At 72.7% G+C, this 21,163-nt stretch carries 19 protein-coding genes; 11 read left to right on the top strand and 8 right to left on the bottom strand.

Annotated features, from left to right (window positions below; genetic code table 11):
- Nucleotides 1–146: 146 nt before the first annotated feature.
- Together AC07AZ_RS01755 and AC07AZ_RS01750 are read right to left on the bottom strand one after the other, a co-directional pair.
- Nucleotides 147–1,181, bottom strand: coding sequence for a DUF2637 domain-containing protein (locus AC07AZ_RS01755; RefSeq protein WP_478842687.1), 1,035 nt, complete (start codon nucleotides 1,179–1,181; stop codon nucleotides 147–149).
- Nucleotides 1,182–1,483: 302 nt separating this feature from the next.
- Nucleotides 1,484–2,332, bottom strand: a complete 849-nt coding sequence (locus AC07AZ_RS01750; RefSeq protein ID WP_478842685.1) for a (2Fe-2S)-binding protein — start codon at nucleotides 2,330–2,332, stop codon at nucleotides 1,484–1,486.
- 173 nt (nucleotides 2,333–2,505) lie between these two features.
- Between AC07AZ_RS01750 and AC07AZ_RS01745 the strand changes: the two genes are divergently transcribed.
- Nucleotides 2,506–3,306, top strand: a complete 801-nt coding sequence (locus tag AC07AZ_RS01745) for a GntR family transcriptional regulator (protein WP_478842683.1) — start codon at nucleotides 2,506–2,508, stop codon at nucleotides 3,304–3,306.
- Between the two features lie 291 nt (nucleotides 3,307–3,597).
- On the opposite strand, the gene AC07AZ_RS01740 is transcribed toward AC07AZ_RS01745, so the two are convergent.
- Together AC07AZ_RS01740 and AC07AZ_RS01735 are read right to left on the bottom strand one after the other, a co-directional pair.
- Nucleotides 3,598–4,383 carry a hypothetical protein gene (locus AC07AZ_RS01740; RefSeq protein ID WP_478842681.1) on the bottom strand — a complete coding sequence of 262 codons (786 nt, stop codon included), beginning with the start codon at nucleotides 4,381–4,383 and terminating at the stop codon, nucleotides 3,598–3,600.
- A gap of 158 nt (nucleotides 4,384–4,541) precedes the next feature.
- Nucleotides 4,542–6,215 carry a PucR family transcriptional regulator gene (locus AC07AZ_RS01735; RefSeq protein WP_478842679.1) on the bottom strand — a complete coding sequence of 558 codons (1,674 nt, stop codon included), beginning with the start codon at nucleotides 6,213–6,215 and terminating at the stop codon, nucleotides 4,542–4,544.
- Nucleotides 6,216–6,585: 370 nt separating this feature from the next.
- On the opposite strand from AC07AZ_RS01735, the gene AC07AZ_RS01730 reads away from it, so the two are divergent.
- From AC07AZ_RS01730 to AC07AZ_RS01710, 5 genes are all read left to right on the top strand, one after another.
- Nucleotides 6,586–7,476 (top strand): FAD binding domain-containing protein, encoded by an 891-nt coding sequence (locus AC07AZ_RS01730; RefSeq protein ID WP_478842677.1) that lies wholly within the window; start codon nucleotides 6,586–6,588, stop codon nucleotides 7,474–7,476.
- Nucleotides 7,476–8,060: a (2Fe-2S)-binding protein gene (locus AC07AZ_RS01725; RefSeq protein ID WP_478842675.1), complete on the top strand. Its 585-nt coding sequence runs from the start codon at nucleotides 7,476–7,478 to the stop codon at nucleotides 8,058–8,060. Before AC07AZ_RS01730 ends, AC07AZ_RS01725 begins: the two co-directional genes overlap by 1 nt.
- Nucleotides 8,061–8,062: 2 nt before the next feature.
- Nucleotides 8,063–10,471, top strand: coding sequence for a xanthine dehydrogenase subunit D (gene pucD, locus AC07AZ_RS01720; RefSeq protein ID WP_478842673.1), 2,409 nt, complete (start codon nucleotides 8,063–8,065; stop codon nucleotides 10,469–10,471).
- A 236-nt stretch (nucleotides 10,472–10,707) separates the two neighbouring features.
- Nucleotides 10,708–12,165, top strand: a complete 1,458-nt coding sequence (locus AC07AZ_RS01715) for an NCS2 family permease (RefSeq protein ID WP_478842671.1) — start codon at nucleotides 10,708–10,710, stop codon at nucleotides 12,163–12,165.
- 49 nt (nucleotides 12,166–12,214) lie between these two features.
- Nucleotides 12,215–13,372 (top strand): XdhC family protein, encoded by a 1,158-nt coding sequence (locus AC07AZ_RS01710; RefSeq protein ID WP_478842669.1) that lies wholly within the window; start codon nucleotides 12,215–12,217, stop codon nucleotides 13,370–13,372.
- A gap of 43 nt (nucleotides 13,373–13,415) precedes the next feature.
- Here AC07AZ_RS01710 and AC07AZ_RS01705 read toward each other — a convergent pair whose 3' ends face one another.
- The 3 genes from AC07AZ_RS01705 to AC07AZ_RS01695 form a co-directional block, all read right to left on the bottom strand.
- Entirely contained in the window at nucleotides 13,416–13,856 is a 441-nt protein-coding gene (locus AC07AZ_RS01705) for an SRPBCC family protein (RefSeq protein WP_478842667.1), read from the bottom strand.
- 181 nt (nucleotides 13,857–14,037) lie between these two features.
- The gene (locus tag AC07AZ_RS01700) at nucleotides 14,038–14,826 is read right to left on the bottom strand and encodes a polysaccharide deacetylase family protein (RefSeq protein WP_478842665.1); all 789 of its coding nucleotides are present in this window, start codon (nucleotides 14,824–14,826) and stop codon (nucleotides 14,038–14,040) included.
- Nucleotides 14,827–14,942: 116 nt separating this feature from the next.
- Nucleotides 14,943–15,089 (bottom strand): hypothetical protein, encoded by a 147-nt coding sequence (locus AC07AZ_RS01695; protein ID WP_478842663.1) that lies wholly within the window; start codon nucleotides 15,087–15,089, stop codon nucleotides 14,943–14,945.
- A 274-nt stretch (nucleotides 15,090–15,363) separates the two neighbouring features.
- On the opposite strand from AC07AZ_RS01695, the gene AC07AZ_RS01690 reads away from it, so the two are divergent.
- The 4 genes from AC07AZ_RS01690 to lpdA all read left to right on the top strand — a co-directional run bounded on the left by AC07AZ_RS01690 (nucleotide 15,364) and on the right by lpdA (nucleotide 19,283).
- Nucleotides 15,364–15,861 (top strand): winged helix-turn-helix transcriptional regulator, encoded by a 498-nt coding sequence (locus AC07AZ_RS01690; RefSeq protein ID WP_478842661.1) that lies wholly within the window; start codon nucleotides 15,364–15,366, stop codon nucleotides 15,859–15,861.
- A 126-nt stretch (nucleotides 15,862–15,987) separates the two neighbouring features.
- Nucleotides 15,988–16,521 (top strand): SRPBCC family protein, encoded by a 534-nt coding sequence (locus tag AC07AZ_RS01685; RefSeq protein ID WP_478842659.1) that lies wholly within the window; start codon nucleotides 15,988–15,990, stop codon nucleotides 16,519–16,521.
- Complete coding sequence (locus AC07AZ_RS01680; protein WP_478842657.1) at nucleotides 16,521–17,594, top strand: LLM class flavin-dependent oxidoreductase; 1,074 nt, start codon at nucleotides 16,521–16,523, stop codon at nucleotides 17,592–17,594. Before AC07AZ_RS01685 ends, AC07AZ_RS01680 begins: the two co-directional genes overlap by 1 nt.
- Before the next feature lie 276 nt (nucleotides 17,595–17,870).
- Nucleotides 17,871–19,283: a dihydrolipoyl dehydrogenase gene (gene lpdA, locus AC07AZ_RS01675; RefSeq protein WP_478842655.1), complete on the top strand. Its 1,413-nt coding sequence runs from the start codon at nucleotides 17,871–17,873 to the stop codon at nucleotides 19,281–19,283.
- 344 nt (nucleotides 19,284–19,627) lie between these two features.
- Here the strand turns inward: lpdA and AC07AZ_RS01670 are convergent, their stop codons facing one another.
- Nucleotides 19,628–20,314: an SDR family oxidoreductase gene (locus AC07AZ_RS01670; RefSeq protein ID WP_478842653.1), complete on the bottom strand. Its 687-nt coding sequence runs from the start codon at nucleotides 20,312–20,314 to the stop codon at nucleotides 19,628–19,630.
- A gap of 113 nt (nucleotides 20,315–20,427) precedes the next feature.
- On the opposite strand from AC07AZ_RS01670, the gene AC07AZ_RS01665 reads away from it, so the two are divergent.
- A complete protein-coding gene (locus AC07AZ_RS01665; protein ID WP_478842651.1) occupies nucleotides 20,428–21,000 on the top strand; it encodes a TetR/AcrR family transcriptional regulator in 573 nt (190 codons plus the stop codon).
- Nucleotides 21,001–21,163 lie beyond the last annotated feature (163 nt).

The raw sequence follows: 21,163 nt of genomic DNA, 5'->3' as shown, positions 1-21,163 counted from the left end.
CCCCGCCTTGACGCAGAGGGGGGGGTCTAGTGGGGGGGGGGGGCAAGCGGGATGTTACGTTGCGGCCCCAGCCCCGACTATGGGGGGGGAAGGGGGGGGGGGGCCCCCCCCCCCCTCCCCCCCCCCCCCTCCCCGTGTCGGCCGTCCTAGCCGAACTGCTGCTCAAGGTCCTTGAGCTTGCGTTCAAGGGAATCGAGGCGCGGGAGAGCCATTGTGTCGTCCTCCGCGGTGAGGTCCACGGTGTGCGACTCGGACCCCCTGCGGACCGGCTGCAGCGAGGCCCGGGCACGCGCGGGCAGTTCCGGCGATATGGCAGGCTCCGTGGACGCCTGGGCGGGAGCCCGCTCCAGCTCGGCCTGGGCCTCCAGCTGCCGGCCCCGGCCGACGATGCCGCGGTGGCCCCGGCTGATCGCCTTGAGCTGGGCGCGCTCCACCCGCTGCTGGTCGCGCCGGCGCAGACGGGTCGCTTCCTTCTCACGCTTGTCCTCGCGGACCTCGTCGACCGCCTCGTCCAGGCTGCGCACGTTCTCCAGGAGCATCAGCGACCACGCCTTGTACGTCTCGCGCGGGGCACGCAGCCAGCGCACTATACGGATCTGCGGCAGCGGGCGCGGTACCAGACCCTGCTCGCGCAGGGCGGCCCGGCGGGTCTGCTTCAGCGCGCGGTCGAAGAGCACGGCCGCCGAGAGGGACATGCCGGAGAAGAACTGCGGCGCGCCGTCGTGGCCGAGGCCCCTGGGCGCGTGCACCCAGTTGAACCAGGCCGCGGCACCCGCGAACGTCCACACGAGTATCCGGGAGCCGAGGGCCGCGTCACCGTGGCTGGCCTCGCGGACCGCGAGCACGGAGCAGAACATCGCCGCGCCGTCCAGACCGAACGGCACCAGGTACTCCCAGCCGTTGGTCAGGCCGAGGTTCTGCTGGCCGAAGCCGACCAGACCGTGGAAGGAGAGCGCGGCGGCGACGGCCGCGCAGCAGAACAGAAGAACATAGGAGGCCGTGCCGTAGACGGCCTCCTTGCGCCTGCGGCGCTCCTCGGTGCGCTCCCACGAGTCTTCCGAGCCCGCGTTGTCCCCCGAGGAGCGCTTGCCGCGCGCGAGTACCGCCACCGCCGCCAGCATGCCCAGGAGCAGTACGGCGCCCGGAAGCAGCCAGTTCAGCGATATGTCGGTCAGTCTCATCTGGGGTCCCTTGCATTGGGATAGGGCGTAACGCCCGCCATAGTGGCCCAATTCCACCGGTCCTCAGGGGGTTTCGGGGCAAGAGGCCGCCAAGGAGGTGCAAGGGGATGCCCAGGACGGCGTTCTGCTCGAACTGCCGCTTGAGGGGCGGGAGTTGAGTTCGAATAAGACTACCCGTCCGGGTGGTTCCACGGAAAGTTCCTGCGACAAGTGAGGAAGTTGTGAAGTGCCGGTAACCGGAGCGGGGCCCGTTCGCGGCCGATCCTAGAGGACGCCTGGTCGGGACGTTTGCTGAGGGTGCCTCAACTGGCGGCGGCGCCCGTCAGCTTGGGGTCGCGGCTCATGTCCCGGGTGCGCGGGCAGGTGCCGCAGATGTCCTCGGGGCGCACCGTGTAGAACATGCAGCAGCTCGCCCGGTCCCGGGTGGGCTGCGCCCCGCCGTCCGGGGCGGCCTGCGCGCGGAAGGCGGCCGAGCCGACGTACGGCCGGGTCGTACCCGGCAACAGCAGCCCGAGCTCCCGCACCGCGCGCTCCGGCTCGCCGAGCAGTCGGGCGACGTACCAGAGCCCCTCCACGACCTCGTCGGTCGCCATGCCCCACAGGGCGCGGCCGCGGCGCCGCGTGCGCGGTCCGAACGCGGTCAGCACGGGCTCCAGGTGCTCGGCGACGGCCGACCGCACCTCGCCCCGCAGGGCCTCCTCGCCGGCCACCACCCGGGCGCCGGGCAGGGCCGCCGCGGGGTCGCCCGGCAGGCAGGCGAAGCCGGCCGGGCGTACGGCCATACGGCCCAGGGCGAGGCCGGGGGCGCTGCGGTCGTAGGAGACGTCGGTCACGGGCAGGCGGGGCACCCGGCGGTGCAGGAACCACGGAACGGTGATCAGGAGGCAGGCGGGCCAGGCGTACCGGTGCAGCCCGAAGCTCGCCACGACGTCCGGGCGCGCCCGCCGTCCGTGGTCCCGCAGTACCTGGGCGTCGTCGTGGGCGAGGAAGGCGTCGAGCGCGGCGCCGCCCTCCGCGAGTGAGGCGGCGCTGATCCAGCCGCCGCCGCGGGGGAGTTCGGCCCCGGTGACCCGCTCGGTCACGGCGAGCTGCGGGAGGACCTCGGCGAGCCGGGCGTACGCGCCCGCGAGGGCCGAAGAGGGCACAGGCATGCCGGAACCACCGATCCGTGATCGCCGAGAGCGGACTGGGTTTGCCAGGTAAGGCTAACCTTATCTGAACTCGTGAGTATGTGAACTGGCGGCTTCTGCGCCTATGGTGCTTGACGGACGAGTAACAACCAGCCGTAATGACCCCAAGTACCGACACGTCCGGAGGAGGACCCGTGAAGCAGGGCACGCAGGGCTCCGCCGCCACGGGCATCCCCGATCCGTCCGCCGCGGCGGTACGGGTGCCGTCGCAGCCGCGGGCCGGGGACGTGGAGCGGGAGCGGCTCGCCGCGCCCGGGGCGGCGAGGGGTGAGCACACCCACAGCGAACAGCCGCTTCCCCGCCCCCGTGCCGTCGTCCAGCGGTCCTCCGTGCGCGGGCAGATCCTCGACGCCCTGCGCACCGCGCTGGTCACCGGCGAGCTGCGGCCGGGCGAGGTCTACTCGGCCCCCGCGCTCGGCGACCGCTTCGGCGTCTCCGCGACGCCGGTCCGCGAGGCCATGCAGCAACTGGCGCTGGAGGGCGCCGTCGAGGTGGTCCCCAACCGCGGCTTCCGGGTCGTCGAACGCGGGGCGCGGGAGCTGGCCGAACTGGCCGAGGTGCGGGCCCTGATCGAGGTGCCGGTGATGCTGCGGCTGGCCCGCACGGTGCCCGCCGACCGCTGGAGCGCGCTGCTGCCCGCCGCCGAGGCGACGGTCCGCGCGGCGTCCTCAGGCTGCCGCGCCACGTACGCCGAGTCGGACCGGGCCTTCCACCGGGCGATGCTGTCCCTCTGCGGGAACGAGCAGCTGGTGCAGGTCGCCGACGACCTGCACCGCCGCGCCCAGTGGCCGCTGGTCGGCGCCCCCGCTTCCCGGGGCCGCGGCGACCTGGCCTCCGACGCGGCGGAACACCTCACGCTCCTGGACGCGCTGGTCGCGCGGGACCTGGAAGCGGTCCGGTCACTGATCGCGGCCCACTTCACCACCACCCTCTGACCGCACGGCCCGACCGTGACCGCACGGCCCGACCGTGACCGCACGGCCCGACCGTGATCGGTCGGTCCGCGCGACCGCGACTCGTGATTGACGGCCCGACCGCGACCGCGACTCGCGTTTGACGGCCCGACCGCGACGGCGACCGCGATCGGGACGGTCTGGGCTCGACCGCGACGCACGGCCCCACCGCACCGCCCCACCGCACCGCCCCACCCTGACCGCACCGCCACCCCGACCGCACCGCCCCACCCCGACCGACCGGCAACCGCTCTCGCCGGTCGGTCCCTCGCGCTACGCCGTCGCCGCCGGTGGTGTCACCGGTGGGGTGAGCTGCCGGGCCAGCCAGGTCGGGACGCCGCCGAGGAGACGGAACAGGCGGCCCGCCTCCTCCCGGAGCCGGGACGCCTCCGGTTCGGTCTCCGCGTCGGCCAGCGAGGCCAGCGCCGGCGCCGTGCCGACGAGATAGCCCAACTCCTCGCGGATGCGCAGGGATTCGGTGAAGCCGTGCCGGGCCTCCGCCAACTCGCCCTCGCGCAGGGCGAGTCCCGCGAGGTGGCGCCAGGTGAAGGACAGCAGCAGGGGGTCGGCGTGCGCGGCGGCCCCGGCGTGGGCGCGGCGGTAGGCCGCCCGCGCCGCCTGCGGTGAGCCCGCGAGGTTCTCCGCGAGCAGCCCGCGCCGGAAGTCCAGCAGGGCCCGCGCGGCCGCCCCCGGAGGGATCAGTGCGGCCGCCCGCCCGAGCGCGGCCCGTGCCTCGTCGGCGCGGTCCCGCACGCCGTGCAGCGTGGCCGCGTACGCCAGTTGTCCCCGTTCGCAGGCGGCGGCCCCGCGCTCGTCGTCGCCGTGGGCCAGCGCCTCGGCCGTACGCAGCGCGTCCTCGGCCTCCTCCCAGCCCTGCTCGGTGTACAGGCACCGCTCCACGAGCAGGCCGGCCCGTTGCAGCGCGGCCGCCGCGGTGTCCGGCCGGAGCAGGGCGGCCGCGTCGGCCCAGCAGGCACGTGAGCGCAGCCGCCATACCGCGGTCTGGAGTGGATCGTCACCGGCGGTCGTTCCGTAACCAGACATGGCGGTAGACGCCACAGTGTCCTCCCCAAGATCCCAGCACGTCGTCGAGCTGTGAGCGGTTGCGGCATCTCAGCACGAATTCCGGGGCCCGGCCAAGAGGGTGGGTGAAAGAATTCACAAAGTCGTGGGGCGGGGGGCGCCCGCACGCCGGCCGGTCGCGTCCGCCGGTGAGCTCAGCTCATCCGCAGCGCCAGGAAGAAATCGAGCTTGTCCTCCAGCCGGGACAGGTCACGGCTCGTCAACTGCTCGATCCGCCCGACCCGGTAGCGCAGTGTGTTGACGTGCAGGTGCAGCCGGGCCGCACACCGCGTCCAGGAGCCGTCGCAGTCGAGGAACGCCTCCAGGGTCGGGATCAGTTCGGCGCGGTGCCGGCGGTCGTAGTCCCGCAGCGGGTCGAGCAGTCGCGCCGTGAACGCGCGCCGGACGTCGTCGGGGACGAAGGGCAGCAGCAGGACGTGCGAGGCCAGTTCCTGGTGCCCGGCCGCGCACACCCGGCCCGGCCGCGCCGCCGCCACCCGCCGGGCGTGCCGGGCCTCCTCCAGGGCCCCGCGCAGCCCCTCCGCCGAGTGCACGGACGCGCTGACGCCGAGGGTGAGCCGCCCGTCGCCGTCGAGGCCGGCCGCCAGCGGCAGCCGTACGGTCTCCAGGAGCGCGTCGGCGAGGACACCGCCCTCGGAGCCGTCGTGCTCGCTCGACACCGCCGGCAGCGGTACCAGCGCGACGGCCTCGTCACCCGTGTGGGCCACGGCGATCCGGTCGGAGGGCTCGGGGCCGGTGGCGAGCGGGTCGACCAGGATCTCCTCCAGGAGCGACTGCGCCGCCGGGCCGCTCTCCAGGTCGGCGCCCTCCCAGTCGACCCGGGCCACGACCACCTGCCACTGCGGGGCCGCGCCGAGCCCGGGCAGCAGCACGGGTGCCGCGACCCTCAGGCGCGCGGCGATCTCGGCGGGCGGCGCGCCCGTCTGCACCAGTTCGAGGACCTCCTGCGCGAGCCGGCGCCGTACCGTGCGCCCCGCGTCGCGCCGGTCCCGTTCGACGGCGATCAGCTGGGCCACGCCCTGGAGCAGGTCGAGCCGTTCCTCGGGCCAGTCCCCGGCGTCCGCCTCGACGGCCAGCAGCCAGTCGGACAGCACCGTCTCACGCACGTCCCGGGCGTCCTGCGCGGAGCGGCCGCCGCCGCGGACCGGGAAGACGGAGTACGCCGTGGTGCCCAGGACCAGCCGGTGCGGCCCGCGCCGGCCCGTGCGGACCGCCGTCAGGTGCTCGGCCGCCAGCCGGGCGCACACGTCGGCGGGCAGCGCGGGCCCGGCCGCCTTGGAGCCGGCGATCAGCCGCCCGGCCGGGGACAGCACCCAGGCCCGCAGGTCCAGGTCCGAGCCGAGCAGGTCGAGGACCACGTCGGGGCCGCCGCCCGCCGGGCCGGAGGTCATCATCCGGCGGTGCCGGTCCACGACGGCCGCGAGGTCACCGGCCCGCTCCCCGGAGACCTGCCGTACGACGTGCTCGGTGATGGTCGCGAAGGCCACCGACTCGTGCACGGCGAAGAGTGGCAGCCGGTGCCGGGCGCAGGCGAGGACGAGGTCCTCGGGGACGTCCCCGAGCTCGGCCTCGCCGGCCGCGAGGGCGGCCACCCCGGCGGCCACCAGGATCCGGACGAACGGCTCGGAGTCCGCCGCGTCCCGGCGCCAGGCCAGGCCCGTGAGGACCAGCTCGCCGCCCGAGAGGTAGCGGCTGGGGTCCCGGAGGTCGGTGGTCATCACCCCGCGCACGGTGCGGTCCAGCTCGTCCCCGCCGCCGAGCAGCCGCAGGCCCAGCGCGTCGGTGTCCAGCAGTGCGCGCAGCCGCATTCTCGTCGCCGCCGTTCCTTGTCTCGAAATCTACGATGCATCTTGAGGGACTCGTGGTGACGGGCCCGCCGCCGGGCCGGCGGCCGGTGTCCGCCGCCTCCCGGGCCGCGTCCCGGCTGTGTCGCAGGTCACGGGGGGCGTGTCTCGTGTTTCCAGAGGAAAACGAGGAGGTTACCGGGGTTCTCCGTTCATACGAATCTACAAGATGCCTGCCCTGGCCAGCCAACTCCTTCATGGTTTCCGTGACTGACCCCATCGGAGTGCCGCGCTGTGTACTGACGTCGATCCGCGTAAACAGCACATGAACGAGCCGGGCCCACCGCACACGATCTGGCTTGATCCGTACGCCCCACGAAGAAGAGAGCCGGTCATGGACTTCCTTCGCCCCGCCAGCTGGGAGGAGGCGCTCGCCGCGAAGGCAGCGCATCCCACCGCTGTGCCGATCGCGGGTGGCACCGACGTGATGGTCGAGATCAACTTCGACCACCGCCGGCCCGAGTACCTGCTCGACCTCAACCGGATCGGCGACCTCTACGAGTGGGAGGTCGGCGAGGAGAGCGTGCGGCTCGGTGCCTCCGTCCCGTACGCGAAGATCATGGAGCACCTGCGCTCCGCCCTGCCCGGCCTGGCTCTCGCCTCGCACACGGTCGCATCCCCGCAGATCCGCAACCGCGGCGGCGTCGGCGGCAACCTCGGTACCGCCTCCCCGGCCGGCGACGCCCACCCCGCTTTGCTGGCGGCGGGCGCCGAGGTCGAGGCCGAGTCCGTGCGCGGCTCGCGCCTGATCCCGATCGACGCGTTCTACACCGGCGTGAAGCGCAACGCGCTCGCCCCCGACGAGCTGATCCGGGCCGTGCACGTCAAGAAGGCGGACGGCCCCCAGCAGTACTCCAAGGTCGGCACCCGCAACGCCATGGTCATCGCGGTGTGCGCCTTCGGCCTGGCCCTGCACCCCCGCACCCGCACGGTCCGTACCGGCATCGGCTCGGCCGCCCCGACCCCCGTCCGGGCGAGGACCGCGGAGGAGTTCCTGAACGCGGCGCTCGACGAGGGCGGCTTCTGGGACAACGGAAAGATCATCACCCCGTCGGTCGCCAAGCAGTTCGCGGAGCTGTGCGCCGCCGCCTGCAACCCGATCGACGACGTCCGGGGCACGGCGAGCTACCGCCGCCACGCGGTCGGCGTCATGGCCCGCCGCACACTGACCTGGACCTGGGAGTCGTACCGCGGCACCGCCGCCCGCACGGAGGGAGCCGCGTAATGCGCGTCAGTTTCACGGTCAACGGCCGCCGGCAGGAAGCCGACGACGTCTGGGAGGGCGAGTCCCTGCTGTACGTGCTGCGTGAGCGGATGGGCCTGCCCGGCTCCAAGAACGCCTGCGAGCAGGGCGAGTGCGGTTCCTGCACGGTCCGCCTGGACGGCGTGCCGGTGTGCGCGTGCCTGGTCGCGGCCGGTCAGGTCGAGGGCCGCGAGGTCGTCACCGTCGAGGGACTCGCCGACTTCGCCAAGCAGCGCGCGGAGCAGGGCGGCTGCGCGTCGGGCGGCTGCGGCACGTCCGTCCGGGACGCCCGCCTGTGGGCCGCCGAGGGGCAGGACTCCCATACCGGCCAGGGCACCGAACTCTCCCCGATCCAGCAGGCTTTCATCGACGCCGGTGCCGTCCAGTGCGGCTTCTGCACCCCGGGGCTGCTGGTCGCCGCCGACGAGATGCTGGAGCGCAACCCCAACCCCAGCGACGCGGACATCCGCGAGGCGCTCTCGGGCAACCTGTGCCGCTGCACCGGCTACGAGAAGATCATGGACGCGGTCCGCCTGGCGGCCGCCCGACAGGGAGAGGCGGTCTGACGATGTCCCGTGACGCCGCGCCCACCGGCGCTCCCCTCGGCACTCCCACCAAGGTCACCCAGGGCTCCCCGGCCAAGGGCGGCATCGGCGAGTCCACGCTCCGCCCCGACGGCACCCTCAAGGTCACCGGCGAGTTCGCGTACTCCTCCGACATGTGGCACGAGGACATGCTCTGGGGCCAGATCCTGCGCTCCACGGTCGCGCACGCCGAGATCGTCTCCATCGACACGAGCGAGGCGCTGAAGGTCCCGGGCGTGCACGCCGTCATGACGTACGACGACCTGCCGACCGGCGTGCGCACCTACGGCCTGGAGATCCAGGACACCCCGGTCCTCGCGCACGGCAAGGTCCGCCACCACGGCGAGCCGGTCGCCATCGTCGCCGCCGACCACCCGGAGACCGCCCGCCGGGCGGCCGCCCGGATCAGGGTCGAGTACCGCGAACTGCCCGTCGTCACCGACGAGGCGTCCGCGACCGCGCCGGACGCCGTCCTGATCCACGAGCACCGCGACGACCACCACATCGGGCACGTCCCGCACCCCAACATCGTGCACCGCCAGCCGATCGTCCGCGGCGACGTCGCGGCCGCCCGGGAGCGCGCGGACTTCGTGGTCGAGGGCGAGTACACCTTCGGCATGCAGGACCAGGCGTTCCTCGGACCCGAGTCCGGTCTCGCCGTGCCGGCCGAGGACGGCGGCGTCGACCTCTACATCGCCACCCAGTGGCTGCACTCCGACCTGCGCCAGATCGCGCCCGTGCTCGGCCTGCCCGAGGACAAGGTCCGGATGACGCTGTCCGGCGTCGGCGGCGCGTTCGGCGGCCGCGAGGACCTGTCGATGCAGATCCACGCCTGTCTGCTGGCGCTGCGCACGGGCCGGCCCGTGAAGATCGTCTACAACCGCTTCGAGTCCTTCTTCGGACACGTCCACCGGCACCCCGCCAAGCTGTACTACGAGCACGGGGCCACCCGCGACGGCCGGCTGACGCACGTCAAGTGCCGCATCGTCCTCGACGGCGGCGCCTACGCCTCCGCGTCCCCCGCGGTCGTGGGCAACGCCTCCTCGCTCGGCGTCGGCCCCTACGTCGTCGACGACGTCGACATCGAGGCCATCGCCCTGTACACCAACAACCCGCCGTGCGGCGCCATGCGCGGCTTCGGCGCGGTCCAGGCGTGCTTCGCCTACGAAGCGCAGATGGACAAGCTCGCCGACCAGGTGGGCCTGGACCGGGTCGAGTTCAGGCAGCGCAACGCGATGACCCAGGGCAGCCTGCTGCCGACCGGGCAGGCGGTCGACTCGCCGGCCCCGGTGGCCGAACTCCTGCGCCGCGTCAAGGCGATGCCCCTGCCGCCCGCGCGCCAGTGGGAGAGCAGCGAGGGCGCGGACGTACGGCAGCTGCCCGGCGGTCTGTCCAACACCACGCACGGCGAGGGCGTCGTGCGGGGCGTCGGCTACGCGGTCGGCATCAAGAACGTCGGCTTCTCCGAGGGCTTCGACGACTACTCGACCGCCCGGGTCCGCATGGAGGTCGTCGGCGGCGATCCGGTGGCCACCGTGCACACCGCGATGGCGGAGGTCGGCCAGGGCGGGGTCACCGTCCACGCGCAGATCGCCCGCACCGAGCTGGGGGTCGCGCAGGTGACCATCCAGCCGGCCGACACCCGGGTGGGCAGCGCGGGTTCGACGTCCGCCTCACGCCAGACGTACGTCACCGGCGGCGCCGTGAAGAACTCCTGCGAGCTGGTCCGCGAGCAGGTCCTGGAACTGGGCCGCCGAAGGCTCGGCACCTACCATCCCGCCTGGGCCACCGCCGAACTGGTCCTGGAGGACGGCAAGGTCGTCACCGACGGCGGCGAGGTCCTCGCCGACCTGGTGGACGTCCTGGAGGACGACGCGGTCGAGGTCGAGGCGGAGTGGCGGCACCGGCCGACCGAACCCTTCGACCTGCGCACCGGGCAGGGCAACGGCCACGTCCAGTACTCCTTCGCCGCGCACCGCGCCGTCGTCGAGGTGGACACCGAGCTCGGCCTGGTCAAGGTCGTCGAACTGGCCTGTGCCCAGGACGTCGGCAAGGCGCTCAACCCGCTGTCCGTCATCGGCCAGATCCAGGGCGGTACCACCCAGGGGCTCGGCGTCGCCGTCATGGAGGAGATCATCGTCGATCCGAAAACGGCGAAGGTCAGGAACCCCTCCTTCACCGACTACCTGATCCCCACCATCCTCGACACGCCGACCATCCCGGTCGACGTCCTCGAACTGGCCGACGACCACGCCCCGTACGGGCTGCGCGGGGTCGGCGAGGCACCCACCCTGTCCTCGACCCCTGCCGTCCTCGCGGCGATCCGCGCCGCGACGGGCCTGGAGTTGAACCGGACGCCGGTACGGCCCGAACACCTGACGGGCACGGCGTAGCGTCCGCCCGCCGCCGCGAGGGGCCGTGCACCGGGTCCGGGAAACCCCCGGGCCGCACGGCAGGCGCGGCGGCACCCGCACCGGACCGCCGCTCCACCAGGCCGACTCCGGTGCGGGACCGCGCAGTTGAAACGATCACGTTCGTCTCGGGCCGTCCCCCGGGCCGTCCATTCCCAAATCCCGCAACCGCCGCAGGCGACCGCGGGTGCCCCTGTGAACCTTGGGAGTAGGCCCACATGACCCAGCAGTCCCTGGAGCCGGAGACCGTCGCCGACGACGCGGGTGAGGCACCCCGCGTCCCGGCCGGCCGGTCCTGGCTCGACCGGTACTTCCACATAACCCGGCGCGGCTCCTCGGTCGCGCGTGAGGTGCGCGGCGGCGTCACCACCTTCATGGCGATGGCGTACATCCTGCTCCTCAACCCGCTGGTCCTGTCCGGCAAGGACGTGTCGGGGCACGCGCTCGGCCAGAACGCCCTGATCACCGCGACCGCGTTCGCCGCGGCCCTCACCACACTGCTGATGGGGTTCCTCGGCAGGGTGCCGCTGGCGCTCGCCGCCGGCCTCTCGGTGTCCGGGGTGCTGTCCTCGCAGGTCGTCCCGCAGACGACCTGGCCGCAGGCCATGGGGATGTGCGTGTTGTACGGCGTGGTCATCATGCTGCTCGTCGTCACCGGCCTGCGCGAGATGATCATGAACGCGATCCCGCTCGGGCTGAAGCACGGCATCACCATGGGCATCGGTCTGTTCATCGCACTGATCGGCCTGGTGAAGGCCGGTTTCGTGCACCAGGGCGAGGCGACTCCGGTCACCCTCGGCCCGGCCGGTGAACTGTCCGGCTGGCCCGTCCTGCTGTTCGCCGTCACCCTGCTGGCGATCTTCATGCTCCAGGCGCGGGGCATGCCCGGGGCCATCCTGTTCGGCATCGTCGGCGGCACCGTGCTGGCGGTGCTGCTCAACGCGCTGGGGGTCGTCGACCCGAGGCAGTGGGCGAGCGGGGCCCCCGCACTGCACGGCAGCGCGGTCTCCATGCCCGACTTCTCCCTCTTCGGGAAGGTCGAGTTCGGCGGCTGGGGGCAGGTCGGCGCGATGACGGTCGGCATGATCGTGTTCACGCTGGTGCTGGCCGGCTTCTTCGACGCCATGGCCACGATCATCGGCGTCGGCACGGAGGCCGGACTCGCCGACCGGCAGGGCCGCATGCCGGGCCTGTCCAAGGCGCTGTTCATCGACGGCGCGGGTGGCGCGATCGGCGGCGTGGCGGGCGCGTCGGGGCAGACGGTGTTCGTCGAGTCAGCGACCGGGGTCGGCGAGGGCGCCCGCACCGGGCTGTCCTCCGTCGTCACCGGACTGTTCTTCGCGGCCTGTCTGTTCTTCACCCCGCTGACGGCGATCGTGCCGGGCGAGGTGGCCGCCGCGGCCCTGGTGGTCATCGGCGCGATGATGATGACGAACGCCCGGCACGTCGACTGGGCCGACCGGGCCACCGCGATCCCCGTCTTCCTGACCGTCGTGATCATGCCGTTCACGTACTCCATCACGGCGGGCGTCGCGGCCGGGGTCATCGCCCACGTCGCCCTCCGGACCGCCCAGGGCAGGGCGCGGGAGATCGGGGCGTTCATGTGGGGCCTGGCAGTGATCTTCCTGGTCTATTTCGCCCTCTACCCGATTGAGGGCTGGCTGGGCGTTCACTAGGAAGAGGCCGGCCCCCTCCGCACACCCGTCACTGGCAAGGAGACCGAAGATGCTGGACATCGCCGAGGAGCTCGACCGGTGGGTCGGGCAGGGACGCGACTTCGCCGTCGCCACGGTGGTGGCCGTCGGGGGCAGTGCCCCCCGGCTGCCCGGCGCCGCCCTCGCGGTGGACACCGACGGCACGGCGATCGGCTCGGTCTCCGGGGGCTGTGTCGAGGGCGCCGTCTACGAGCTGTGCCGGCAGGCGCTGGAGGACGGGGAGCCGGTCCTGGAGCGCTTCGGCTACAGCGACGAGGACGCGTTCGCCGTGGGGCTGACCTGCGGCGGTGTCATCGACATCCTCGTCACTCCGGTACGGGCCGGCGACCCGGTCCGTGCGGTGGCCGCCGCCGCGCTGTCCGCCGCCGCCCGGGGACGGGCCGCGGCGGTGGCCCGGATCGTGACGGGCCCGCCAGAACTGGCCGGCCGGGCCCTGTTGGTCCACCCCGACGGCTCCTACGACGGCGGCTTCGGCGCCCATCCGGAACTCGACCGCGCGATCGCCGCCGAGGCCGGTGCCTTCCTGGACGCCGGCCGCACCGGCACCCTGGAGATCGGTGAGCGGGGCTCGCGCTGCGGGGCGCCGCTGACGGTGCTGGTGGAGTCGTCCGTCCCGCCGCCCCGGATGATCGTGTTCGGCGCGATCGACTTCGCGTCCGCCCTGGTCGGAGTCGGCAAGTTCCTCGGTTACCACGTCACGGTGTGCGACGCCCGCCCGGTGTTCGCCACCCGGACCCGCTTCCCGGAGGCCGACGAGATCGTCGTCGAGTGGCCCCACACCTATCTGGAACGGACGTCCGTGGACGCCCGCACGGTGCTGTGCGTCCTGACCCACGACGCCAGGTTCGACGTACCGCTGCTGCGGCTCGCGCTGCGCCTGCCGGTGGCGTACGTCGGCGCGATGGGCTCGCGCCGCACCCACCTCGACCGCGAGGCCCGGCTGCGGGAGACCGGCGTGAGCGAGCTGGAGCTGACCCGCCTGAGGTCCCCGATCGGCCTCGACCTCGGCGCCCGTACCCCGGAGGAGACGGCCCTGTCGATCGCGGCGGAGATCGTCGCCCACCGGCGTGGCGGCAGCGGGGTCCCGCTGACCGGCGCCCACACCCCGATCCACCACGACACGGCGGACACCTCGCGGGCGAAGGGGCGGATCGGGTCGGTGGCCTGACCGGAGCCGGCGGTTCCCCTCGGACTCCGTCGGGCGGCCGCTGTCAGGGCCGCCTGAGCAGCCGGTTCGCCGCCCGTCCGAACACGTACCGGGCGGCGGCGCCGAGCACGGGGTCGGCGAGGGCAGGCAGCGGGCGGACGCTCACGTCCTCGCGCCACAGCACCCGCGCGCGGCCGCCGGGCCCCGGCCCCACCTCGATCTCGGCCCAGCCCCTGACGATCCGGCCGCGCTTCTCGATCCGGCACAGGCCGGGTTCGCCGTCCACCGGAGGGCGCCAGAGCGTCACCTCCATCAGGTCGTCGACGGACAGGACACCGAGTCCCGAGCGGGCGACGAAGCGTGTTCCCTCGTGCGTCGGCGGGGGCGTGAGCACCCTGACGCGGGTCAGCGGAACCACCTCACCGTGCCGGGGCCACTCCGTGAGCCGGCGCCACGCCTCCTCGGGGGAGAGCGGAGCCGTACGTTCGATGAGGATGTCGACCACGGGAGGATCTTAGGCAGCCGAACCCGTACGTCCACGCCTTCGGGGCCGGCTCACCCGCATGGCCCGGCGCATAGGGGCGCGTCGGCGTGGACGGGAGGGCGGCCCCGCGCGCGTCGGGTGCGCACGGACGGGCAGGGGCGGGACCGTCTCCGCGGCGGCTGCCGGCGGGCGGCGGGACGGCTCAGGGCCGGTACACCTTGCCCGGTTCGGCCTTCCCCGGCGCCAGCAGCTGCGGCACGGTCACGAACACGTACCCCCGCTCCTTGAGGGCGTCGATGATGCCGGGCACGGCGGGGACCGTGCCCTGGTAGATGTCGTGCAGCAGGATGATCCCGTCCCGGGACGACTGGGCCAGGACACGGCGGGTGATCAGGTCCGAGTCGGTCGTCGTGTAGTCCTTGGCGGTCACGCTCCACAGCACCTCGGAGAGGCCCAGCTCGCGGCAGATCTCGTGCACCGTGTCGTCCGTACGGCCCTGGGGCGGCCGCATCAGCGTGGGGCGCCGTCCGGTGAGGCGCTGTATCTCCCGGTTGGGGCGCTCCAGTTCGGCGCGTATCGCGTCCGGTTCGATGCGGGTGAGGATCTTGTGGTCCCAGGTGTGGCTGGCCACCTCGTGGCCCTCGGCCGCGATCCGCCGTACCAGGTCCGGGTACCTGTCGATGTGCCGCTTGCCCAGCAGGAAGAAGGTGGCCGGGACGCGCTTCTCCTTGAGGATGTCCAGGAGGCGGGCGGTGTTCTCGCTGGGTCCGGCGTCGAAGGTCAGGGCGATGCACTTGGCCTCTCGGCAGTCCACGCTGCCGAAACGGGCCGGAGCACCGCCGGCGGCCTGCGTCCGGGCGGCGCTCGGCGCGACGGCGTCGACGTTCGCGCACCCGGTGAGGGACAGCGCCAGCGCGGTGGCCGCGGCGAACAGGGCGGCCGCACGCAACCCGGCGCTCGTTCTTTCCGTCTTCTTGTTCGATGATGGCATGTCCGGACTATACACAGCGAGTATATATGCAGTGTATAGTGGCCCGGCGCGAGCCCGACTCGCCTTCCCAGCAGGGCGGTTGACTCGGAAAGCGGCCGGACTCCGTCGGGCCGTGCTCAGTTCAGGCGGCGCTGCGCACGTCCGCGCAGCAGGCGGCCCACCCCGAAGAGGGCCAGGGGCCACACGGCGGCGAAGGCCCAGATCACACCCGGCTCCGAGGTGTCGATGCCGGTCACCGGCGGCCCGATCGACGCGGCGGGCAACAGCCCCACCACGGTCGGCCGTGGCCGGTGGACCGCCGGCCGCGTCAGGTCGGGGCCCCGGCGTGGGCGCAGCGTCCGCAACCGCCGGCCGAGCCGACGGTCACGACGCAGGGCCCGCTCCATCTCGTCGAAGGACGGGCGCCGCGCGACACGGCCACGGCCTCCACCTGGCCGCCCACCCGGCGCGGACGCTCGAGGCGGCCGCCTCCGCTGTGCCCGCAACCGCACCTCACCTGCTGGGTCTCATCGCGCAACGCGCCGTATGCTGGCCGTCATGAGGCGGACATCCTTTGCGCAGTGGCCCTGCTCCATCGCCCGGACCATGGACCTCCTGGGAGACTGGTGGACACCCCTGGTGCTACGGGAGGCGTTCTACGGCATCCAGCGCTTCGACGCGTTCCAGCAGGCGCTGGGGATCGCCCGCAACACCCTGACGGACCGGCTGCGCCGCCTGGTGGACGAGGGGCTGCTGGAGAAACGGCCGTACCAGACGGAGCCGGTCAGGTACGACTATGTGCTCACCGGAAAGGGGCGCGACTTCTACGGCGTCCTGCTGGTGATGAACCGGTGGGGCGACCGCTGGCTGGCCGGGGAGGCGGGCCCGCCGGTGACGATGCTGCATGAGACGTGCGGCCGGGAGAGCCACGCCGAGGTGGTGTGCGCGGCCTGCGGCGAGCCGATGACCGCCGACAACACCCGCGCCCGGATGGGCCCCGGCTACCCGCCGCACCTGGCCGAACGCCCCGACGTCCGTGAGCGGTTCGCGGGCTGACCCGACGGTTCCCCGGCGTCGACGCCGGGGTCCGCCCTCTCTTGACAAGTGAGTCTATCTACGCAACTTTACTGGTCAGAGCCTCACGGGATGCGGGGCTCCGCGAGCAGGGAGGGCCGCAGGATCATGGAGTGGACGGGAGCGCGCTATGCGGACAAGCCGACGGTCGAGGTGCGGGCCTGGATCGCCGCCCCGCCGGAGCGGGTCTGGACGCTGGTGTCGGACATCGAGCTGATGCCGCGGACGAGCTCCGAGCTGCAGTCGGTGGAGTGGCTGGACGGCCGCAGCGGGCCCGCCCTGGGCGCCCGGTTCGTCGGCCGGAGCAGCCACGCGTCGCTCGGGGAGTGGGCCACCACGTCCCACATCGTCGAGTACGAGCCCTACCGGCGGTTCGCCTGGGCGGTCGAGGACCCGCACCACCCCACGGCGCTCTGGCGCTTCAGCCTGGAACCCGACGGCGGCGGCACGCTGCTGCGGCAGTGGATGCGGATGGGGCCGGGCCGCTCCGGTCTGTCCTTCGCCATCGACAGCATGCCGGACAAGGAACAGAAGATCGTCTTCGTGCGCATGCGGGAGTTCGAGGCCAACATGACCGTCACCGTCGAAGCGATCAAGAAGCTGGCAGAGGGTGCCCAGGCGCCGGGAGAGGCGAGTCTGTGATGCGTACGTCCACCACGATCGAGGCATCCGGGGGCGACTGGCGGGAGACCGTCGACTACGTCACCGAGGCGGAGAAGCTCGGCCTGGACATCTGCTGGGTGGCGGAGGCATGGGGTTCCGAGGCGCCGTCACCGCTCGGCTACCTCGCCGCCAGGACCGAACGCCTGCTCCTCGGGTCCGGGATCATCCAGCTCGGCACCCGCACCCCGGCGGCCATCGCCCGCGCCGCGATCACGCTGTCGCAGATCTCCGGAGGCCGCTTCCTCCTCGGCCTCGGCCCCTCCGGGCCGCAGGTCATCGAGGGGCTGCACGGTGTGCCCTTCGCCCGGCCGCTGTCCCGGATGCGGGAGACCGTCGAGATCGTGCGCCGGGCCGCCTCGGGCGAGAAACTCTCCTACTCCGGACGGGAGTTCCAGATCCCACTGCCGGGCGGGGAGGCGAAGCCCATGCGCCTGTCGATGCGCTCCGACCACGACATCCCCGTCTACCTGGCGACCCTCTCGCCGAGGATGCTGCACCTGACCGGTGAGATCGCCGACGGCTGGCTGGGCACCAGTTTCGTGCCCGAAGGCGCCAAGGACGCCTACTTCGACCACCTGGACCAGGGCCTCGCCGCGTCCGGCCGCACGCGCGCCGACCTCGACATCTGCCAGGGCGCCGAGGTCGCCTTCGCCGCCGACGAGGACGCGTTGCACGCCACGGTGGCCGGCCGCAAGAAGGAACTCGCCTTCAGCCTGGGCGGGATGGGCTCCGCCACGACGAACTACTACAACAGCGCCTACAGCCGTCAGGGCTGGGCGGACGTGGCGGCCGATATCCGCGACCGCTGGCAGGCCGGGGACCGCGACGGCGCGGCCGGCCTGGTCACCGACGAGATGGTCCTGGCGACCACCCTGATCGGCACCGAGGCCATGGTCCGCGAGCGGCTGCGCGTGTGGCGCGACGCCGGCGTGAACACCGTCCGCCTCTACCCGGCCGGCGAGACCCTCGACGCCCGACTCACCACCCTGGGACGGGCGATCGACCTGGTCCGCGAGGTGGAGAAGGAGGAGGCGCGGGCTGTGACGGCCTAGCGCGGGACGAGGGCGGCGAGGGCGGCGGGTGGGGCGGTGGGGCGGGTAGGGCGCCGGTCGGAGCGGGCCGCCGCCGGCCGGGTCGCGGCCGCCGCGTCCGCCGGGTGCCGTCGGGCCGTCGCCCGTCGGGTGGGGGCGTGCGAGGACCGCGGGATGACCGCCCGTCGGCGGGGGGTGTGCGGGTGGCCGCTGTTGAATGGGGTGCACAGGCTGTCCGCCGGGAGCGGGGTGGTCCTCGCAGGAGGCGGCACCGCTCCCACCAGAAAGGAACGTTCCATGGATGAGCAGGGCGAGCACTTCGACGTCGTCGTCCTCGGGGCAGGACCCGGCGGGTACGTCGCCGCGGTCCGCGCTGCCCAACTGGGCAAGAGCGTCGCGGTCGTCGAGGAGAAGTACTGGGGCGGCGTCTGTCTGAACGTCGGCTGCATCCCCACCAAGGCGCTGCTGCGCAACGCCGAACTGGCGCACATCTTCACCCGCGAGGCGAAGACCTTCGGCATCAAGGTCGACGGTGAGGTCTCCTTCGACTACGGCGAGGCGTTCCGGCGCAGCCGCAAGGTGGCCGACGGCCGGGTCAAGGGCGTCCACTACCTGATGAAGAAGAACAAGATCACGGAGATCGCCGGGCGCGGCACCTTCCGCGACCCGCACACCCTCGACGTGGCGCAGTTCGACGGCTCGACGCGGACCATCGCGTTCGACCACTGCGTCATCGCCACCGGCGCCACCCCCAGACTGCTCCCCGGCACCCGCCGCACCTCCCGCGTGGTGACGTACGAGGAGCAGATCCTCGCCGAGGAGCTCCCGCAGTCCATCGTGATCGCGGGCGCCGGCGCGATCGGCATCGAGTTCGCCTACGTCCTGCACAACTACGGCGTGAAGGTGACCATCGTCGAGTTCCTCGACCGGGTCGCGCCCCTGGAGGACGCCGAAGTCTCCGCCGAACTCTCCCGCCAGTACCGCAAGTTGGGCATCGACGTCCTCACCTCCACCCGGGTGGAGTCCATCGACGAGTCAGGCCCGCAGGTCCGGGTCACGGTCACCGGCAAGGACGGCCGCCAGCAGGTCCTGGAGGCCGACAAGGTCCTCCAGGCCATCGGCTTCGCCCCCAACGTGACCGGCTACGGCCTGGAGAACACGGGCGTCGCCCTCACCGAACGCGGCGCGATCGATGTCGACGGCCGCTGCCGTACCTCCGTGCCGCACCTCTACGCCATCGGGGACGTCACCGCCAAGCTGATGCTCGCGCACGCCGCCGAGGCGATGGCCATGGTCGCCGCGGAGACCCTCGCGGACGCCGAGACGATGGAACTCGACTACGCGATGATCCCGCGCGCCACCTTCTGCCAGCCGCAGATCGCCAGTTTCGGCTGGACCGAGGCGCAGGCCCGGGAGAAGGGCTTCGACGTGCAGGTGGTCAAGTTCCCCTTCACCGCGAACGGCAAGGCGCACGGCCTGGGCGACGCGAGCGGCTTCGTGAAGCTCATCAGCGACGCCCGCCACGGCGAGCTGATCGGCGGTCACCTGATCGGCCCGGACGTCACCGAGCTGCTGCCCGAACTGACCCTGGCCCAGCAGTGGGACCTCACCGTCCACGAAGTGGCCCGCAATGTCCACGCGCACCCGACGCTGGGCGAAGCCGTCAAGGAGGCGGTCCACGGGCTCGCCGGTCACATGATCAACATGTAGGGGTCGCCTTGCTCGCGGGGGCGTGCCGCTTGCCGTCCCGGGCGTTGCCCGGGCGGCAAGGGCGGGTTCAGGTGCGGGCTCAAGCTCGGGCGCGGGTGAAGGCGCAGGTGAGGGCGCAGGGGCAGGCTCAGGCGTGAGCGCCGTCCGGCGACCGCGGACTGTGTGACGGCGGCGGTCGTGAGCTGCGGCTTGTGTACTGCGAACTGTGTACGGCGGGCCGTCTACTGCAGGTCGCCCACCGGGGCCCGTGTACTGCAGGCCGTCTACTGCGCACTGCCGACTGTAGACCGCATACGAAAGCGGCCGCCCCGGACCACGCGTCCCGGGGCGGTCGCACAGTGCTGTCAGGCCGCGTTCGGCGCCGCGGCGAGAGTCTGCTTGACGTACCGGGTGGTGTCGTCGGCGAGGATCTCGGTCAGGCCCTCTTCGAGGCCGGCCAGCGCCTGGGCCGCGACGTCAGCGGGGTCGGTCTTCTGGTCGGCGGGGATGCTGGAGGCCATGTCGGTGTCCATGTATCCGACGTGCAGCGCCGAGACGCTGATACCGCGCGGGGCCAGTTCCTCCCGGGCCGCGTTGGTCAGCGCCCAGGCGGCCGCCTTGGCCGCCGCGTAGGCGCCGAGGCCGGCGGGGTGCAGCCAGGAGAGCACGGACAGGACGTTGAGCACGGCACCGCCGCCGTTGCCCTCGATGACCGGCGCGAACGCCCGCGTCACCGCGAGCGGGCCGAAGAAGTTCGTCTCCATCTCCAGTCGCACCGCGTCCACGTCACCGGCGAGCAGGGGCGTGGCGGTGGAGATGCCGGCGTTGTTCACCAGCAGCGTGGCGTCCGACGCGACGCGCGCGGCGGCCAGGATCGACTCCTCGTCCGTCACGTCCAGGCGCAGCGGTGTCACGCCGGGCAGGTCGACCGTCTCGGGCCGGCGGGCCGCCGCGTACACCTTGGCGCCGCGCTCCACGAGCTGTGCGGCCAACTGACGGCCGAGGCCCCGGTTGGCGCCGGTGACGACTGCGACGGTGTCCTTGAGTTCCATGTCCGCTCCCAGTACCGGGGGACCCGGACGACCGGACCCCTAATAGATTATGTCTACAATCTAAACTGGAGTCTAGGATAGATTGCAACCGACATCCAACTGGGAGGTGGCCGATGGGTCGCGTGTCACAGGCGCAGGCGCGGGAGAACCGTGAGCGGGTCGTGCGCACCGCCTCCAGGCTGTTCCGTGAGCAGGGCACACAGGTCGGCGTCGCCGAGCTGATGAAGGCGTCCGGCCTGACCCACGGGGGCTTCTACAAGCAGTTCGCCTCCAAGGAGGCGCTTATCGACGAGGCCACCGCGCTGGCCTTCGGCGAACTGAACGAGAGTCGTACGGCCGCGGTCGAGCCGGGCGCCGCGGAACACGCAGTCGCGCAACGGGCGTTGATCGACACCTATCTGTCCGTCCAGCATCGCGACAACCCGGCGGAGGGCTGCCCCGTCGCCGCCCTCGCCCAGGACATGGCGCGCGAGAGCGGCAGCCGCGAGGCCCACCGTGTCTACGCCGAGGGGGTGGGCGACTTCGCCGAGTGGCTCGCCACCGAGGGCCAGGACGGTGTCGCCCGGCTGTGCACGATGGTCGGCGCGCTCGTCCTCGCCCGCGCGACCAAGGGCACCCCGCTCTCCGAGGAGATCCTCGCGGCCGCGCGAACGGCACTGACGGAGACCGGCCGGGAGAAGCCGTAGCTGGCGTAAGGCGCGGCCGTGGTTCGCGGCCGGGTTGAGCCGGGCCATCAACGCGGACGCGGAGGGGGGAGGCGGAGGTTCGCGGCGATGTCGTGCACGCCGAAGGTCGTGGCGGCCCGGCATCCCCGGCGGCTGAACTACAGGTCACACCTGTACGTACCCA

This window comes from Streptomyces sp. NPDC043878, from assembly GCF_056435735.1.
This window is presented reverse-complemented; position numbering and strand designations above follow the sequence as displayed.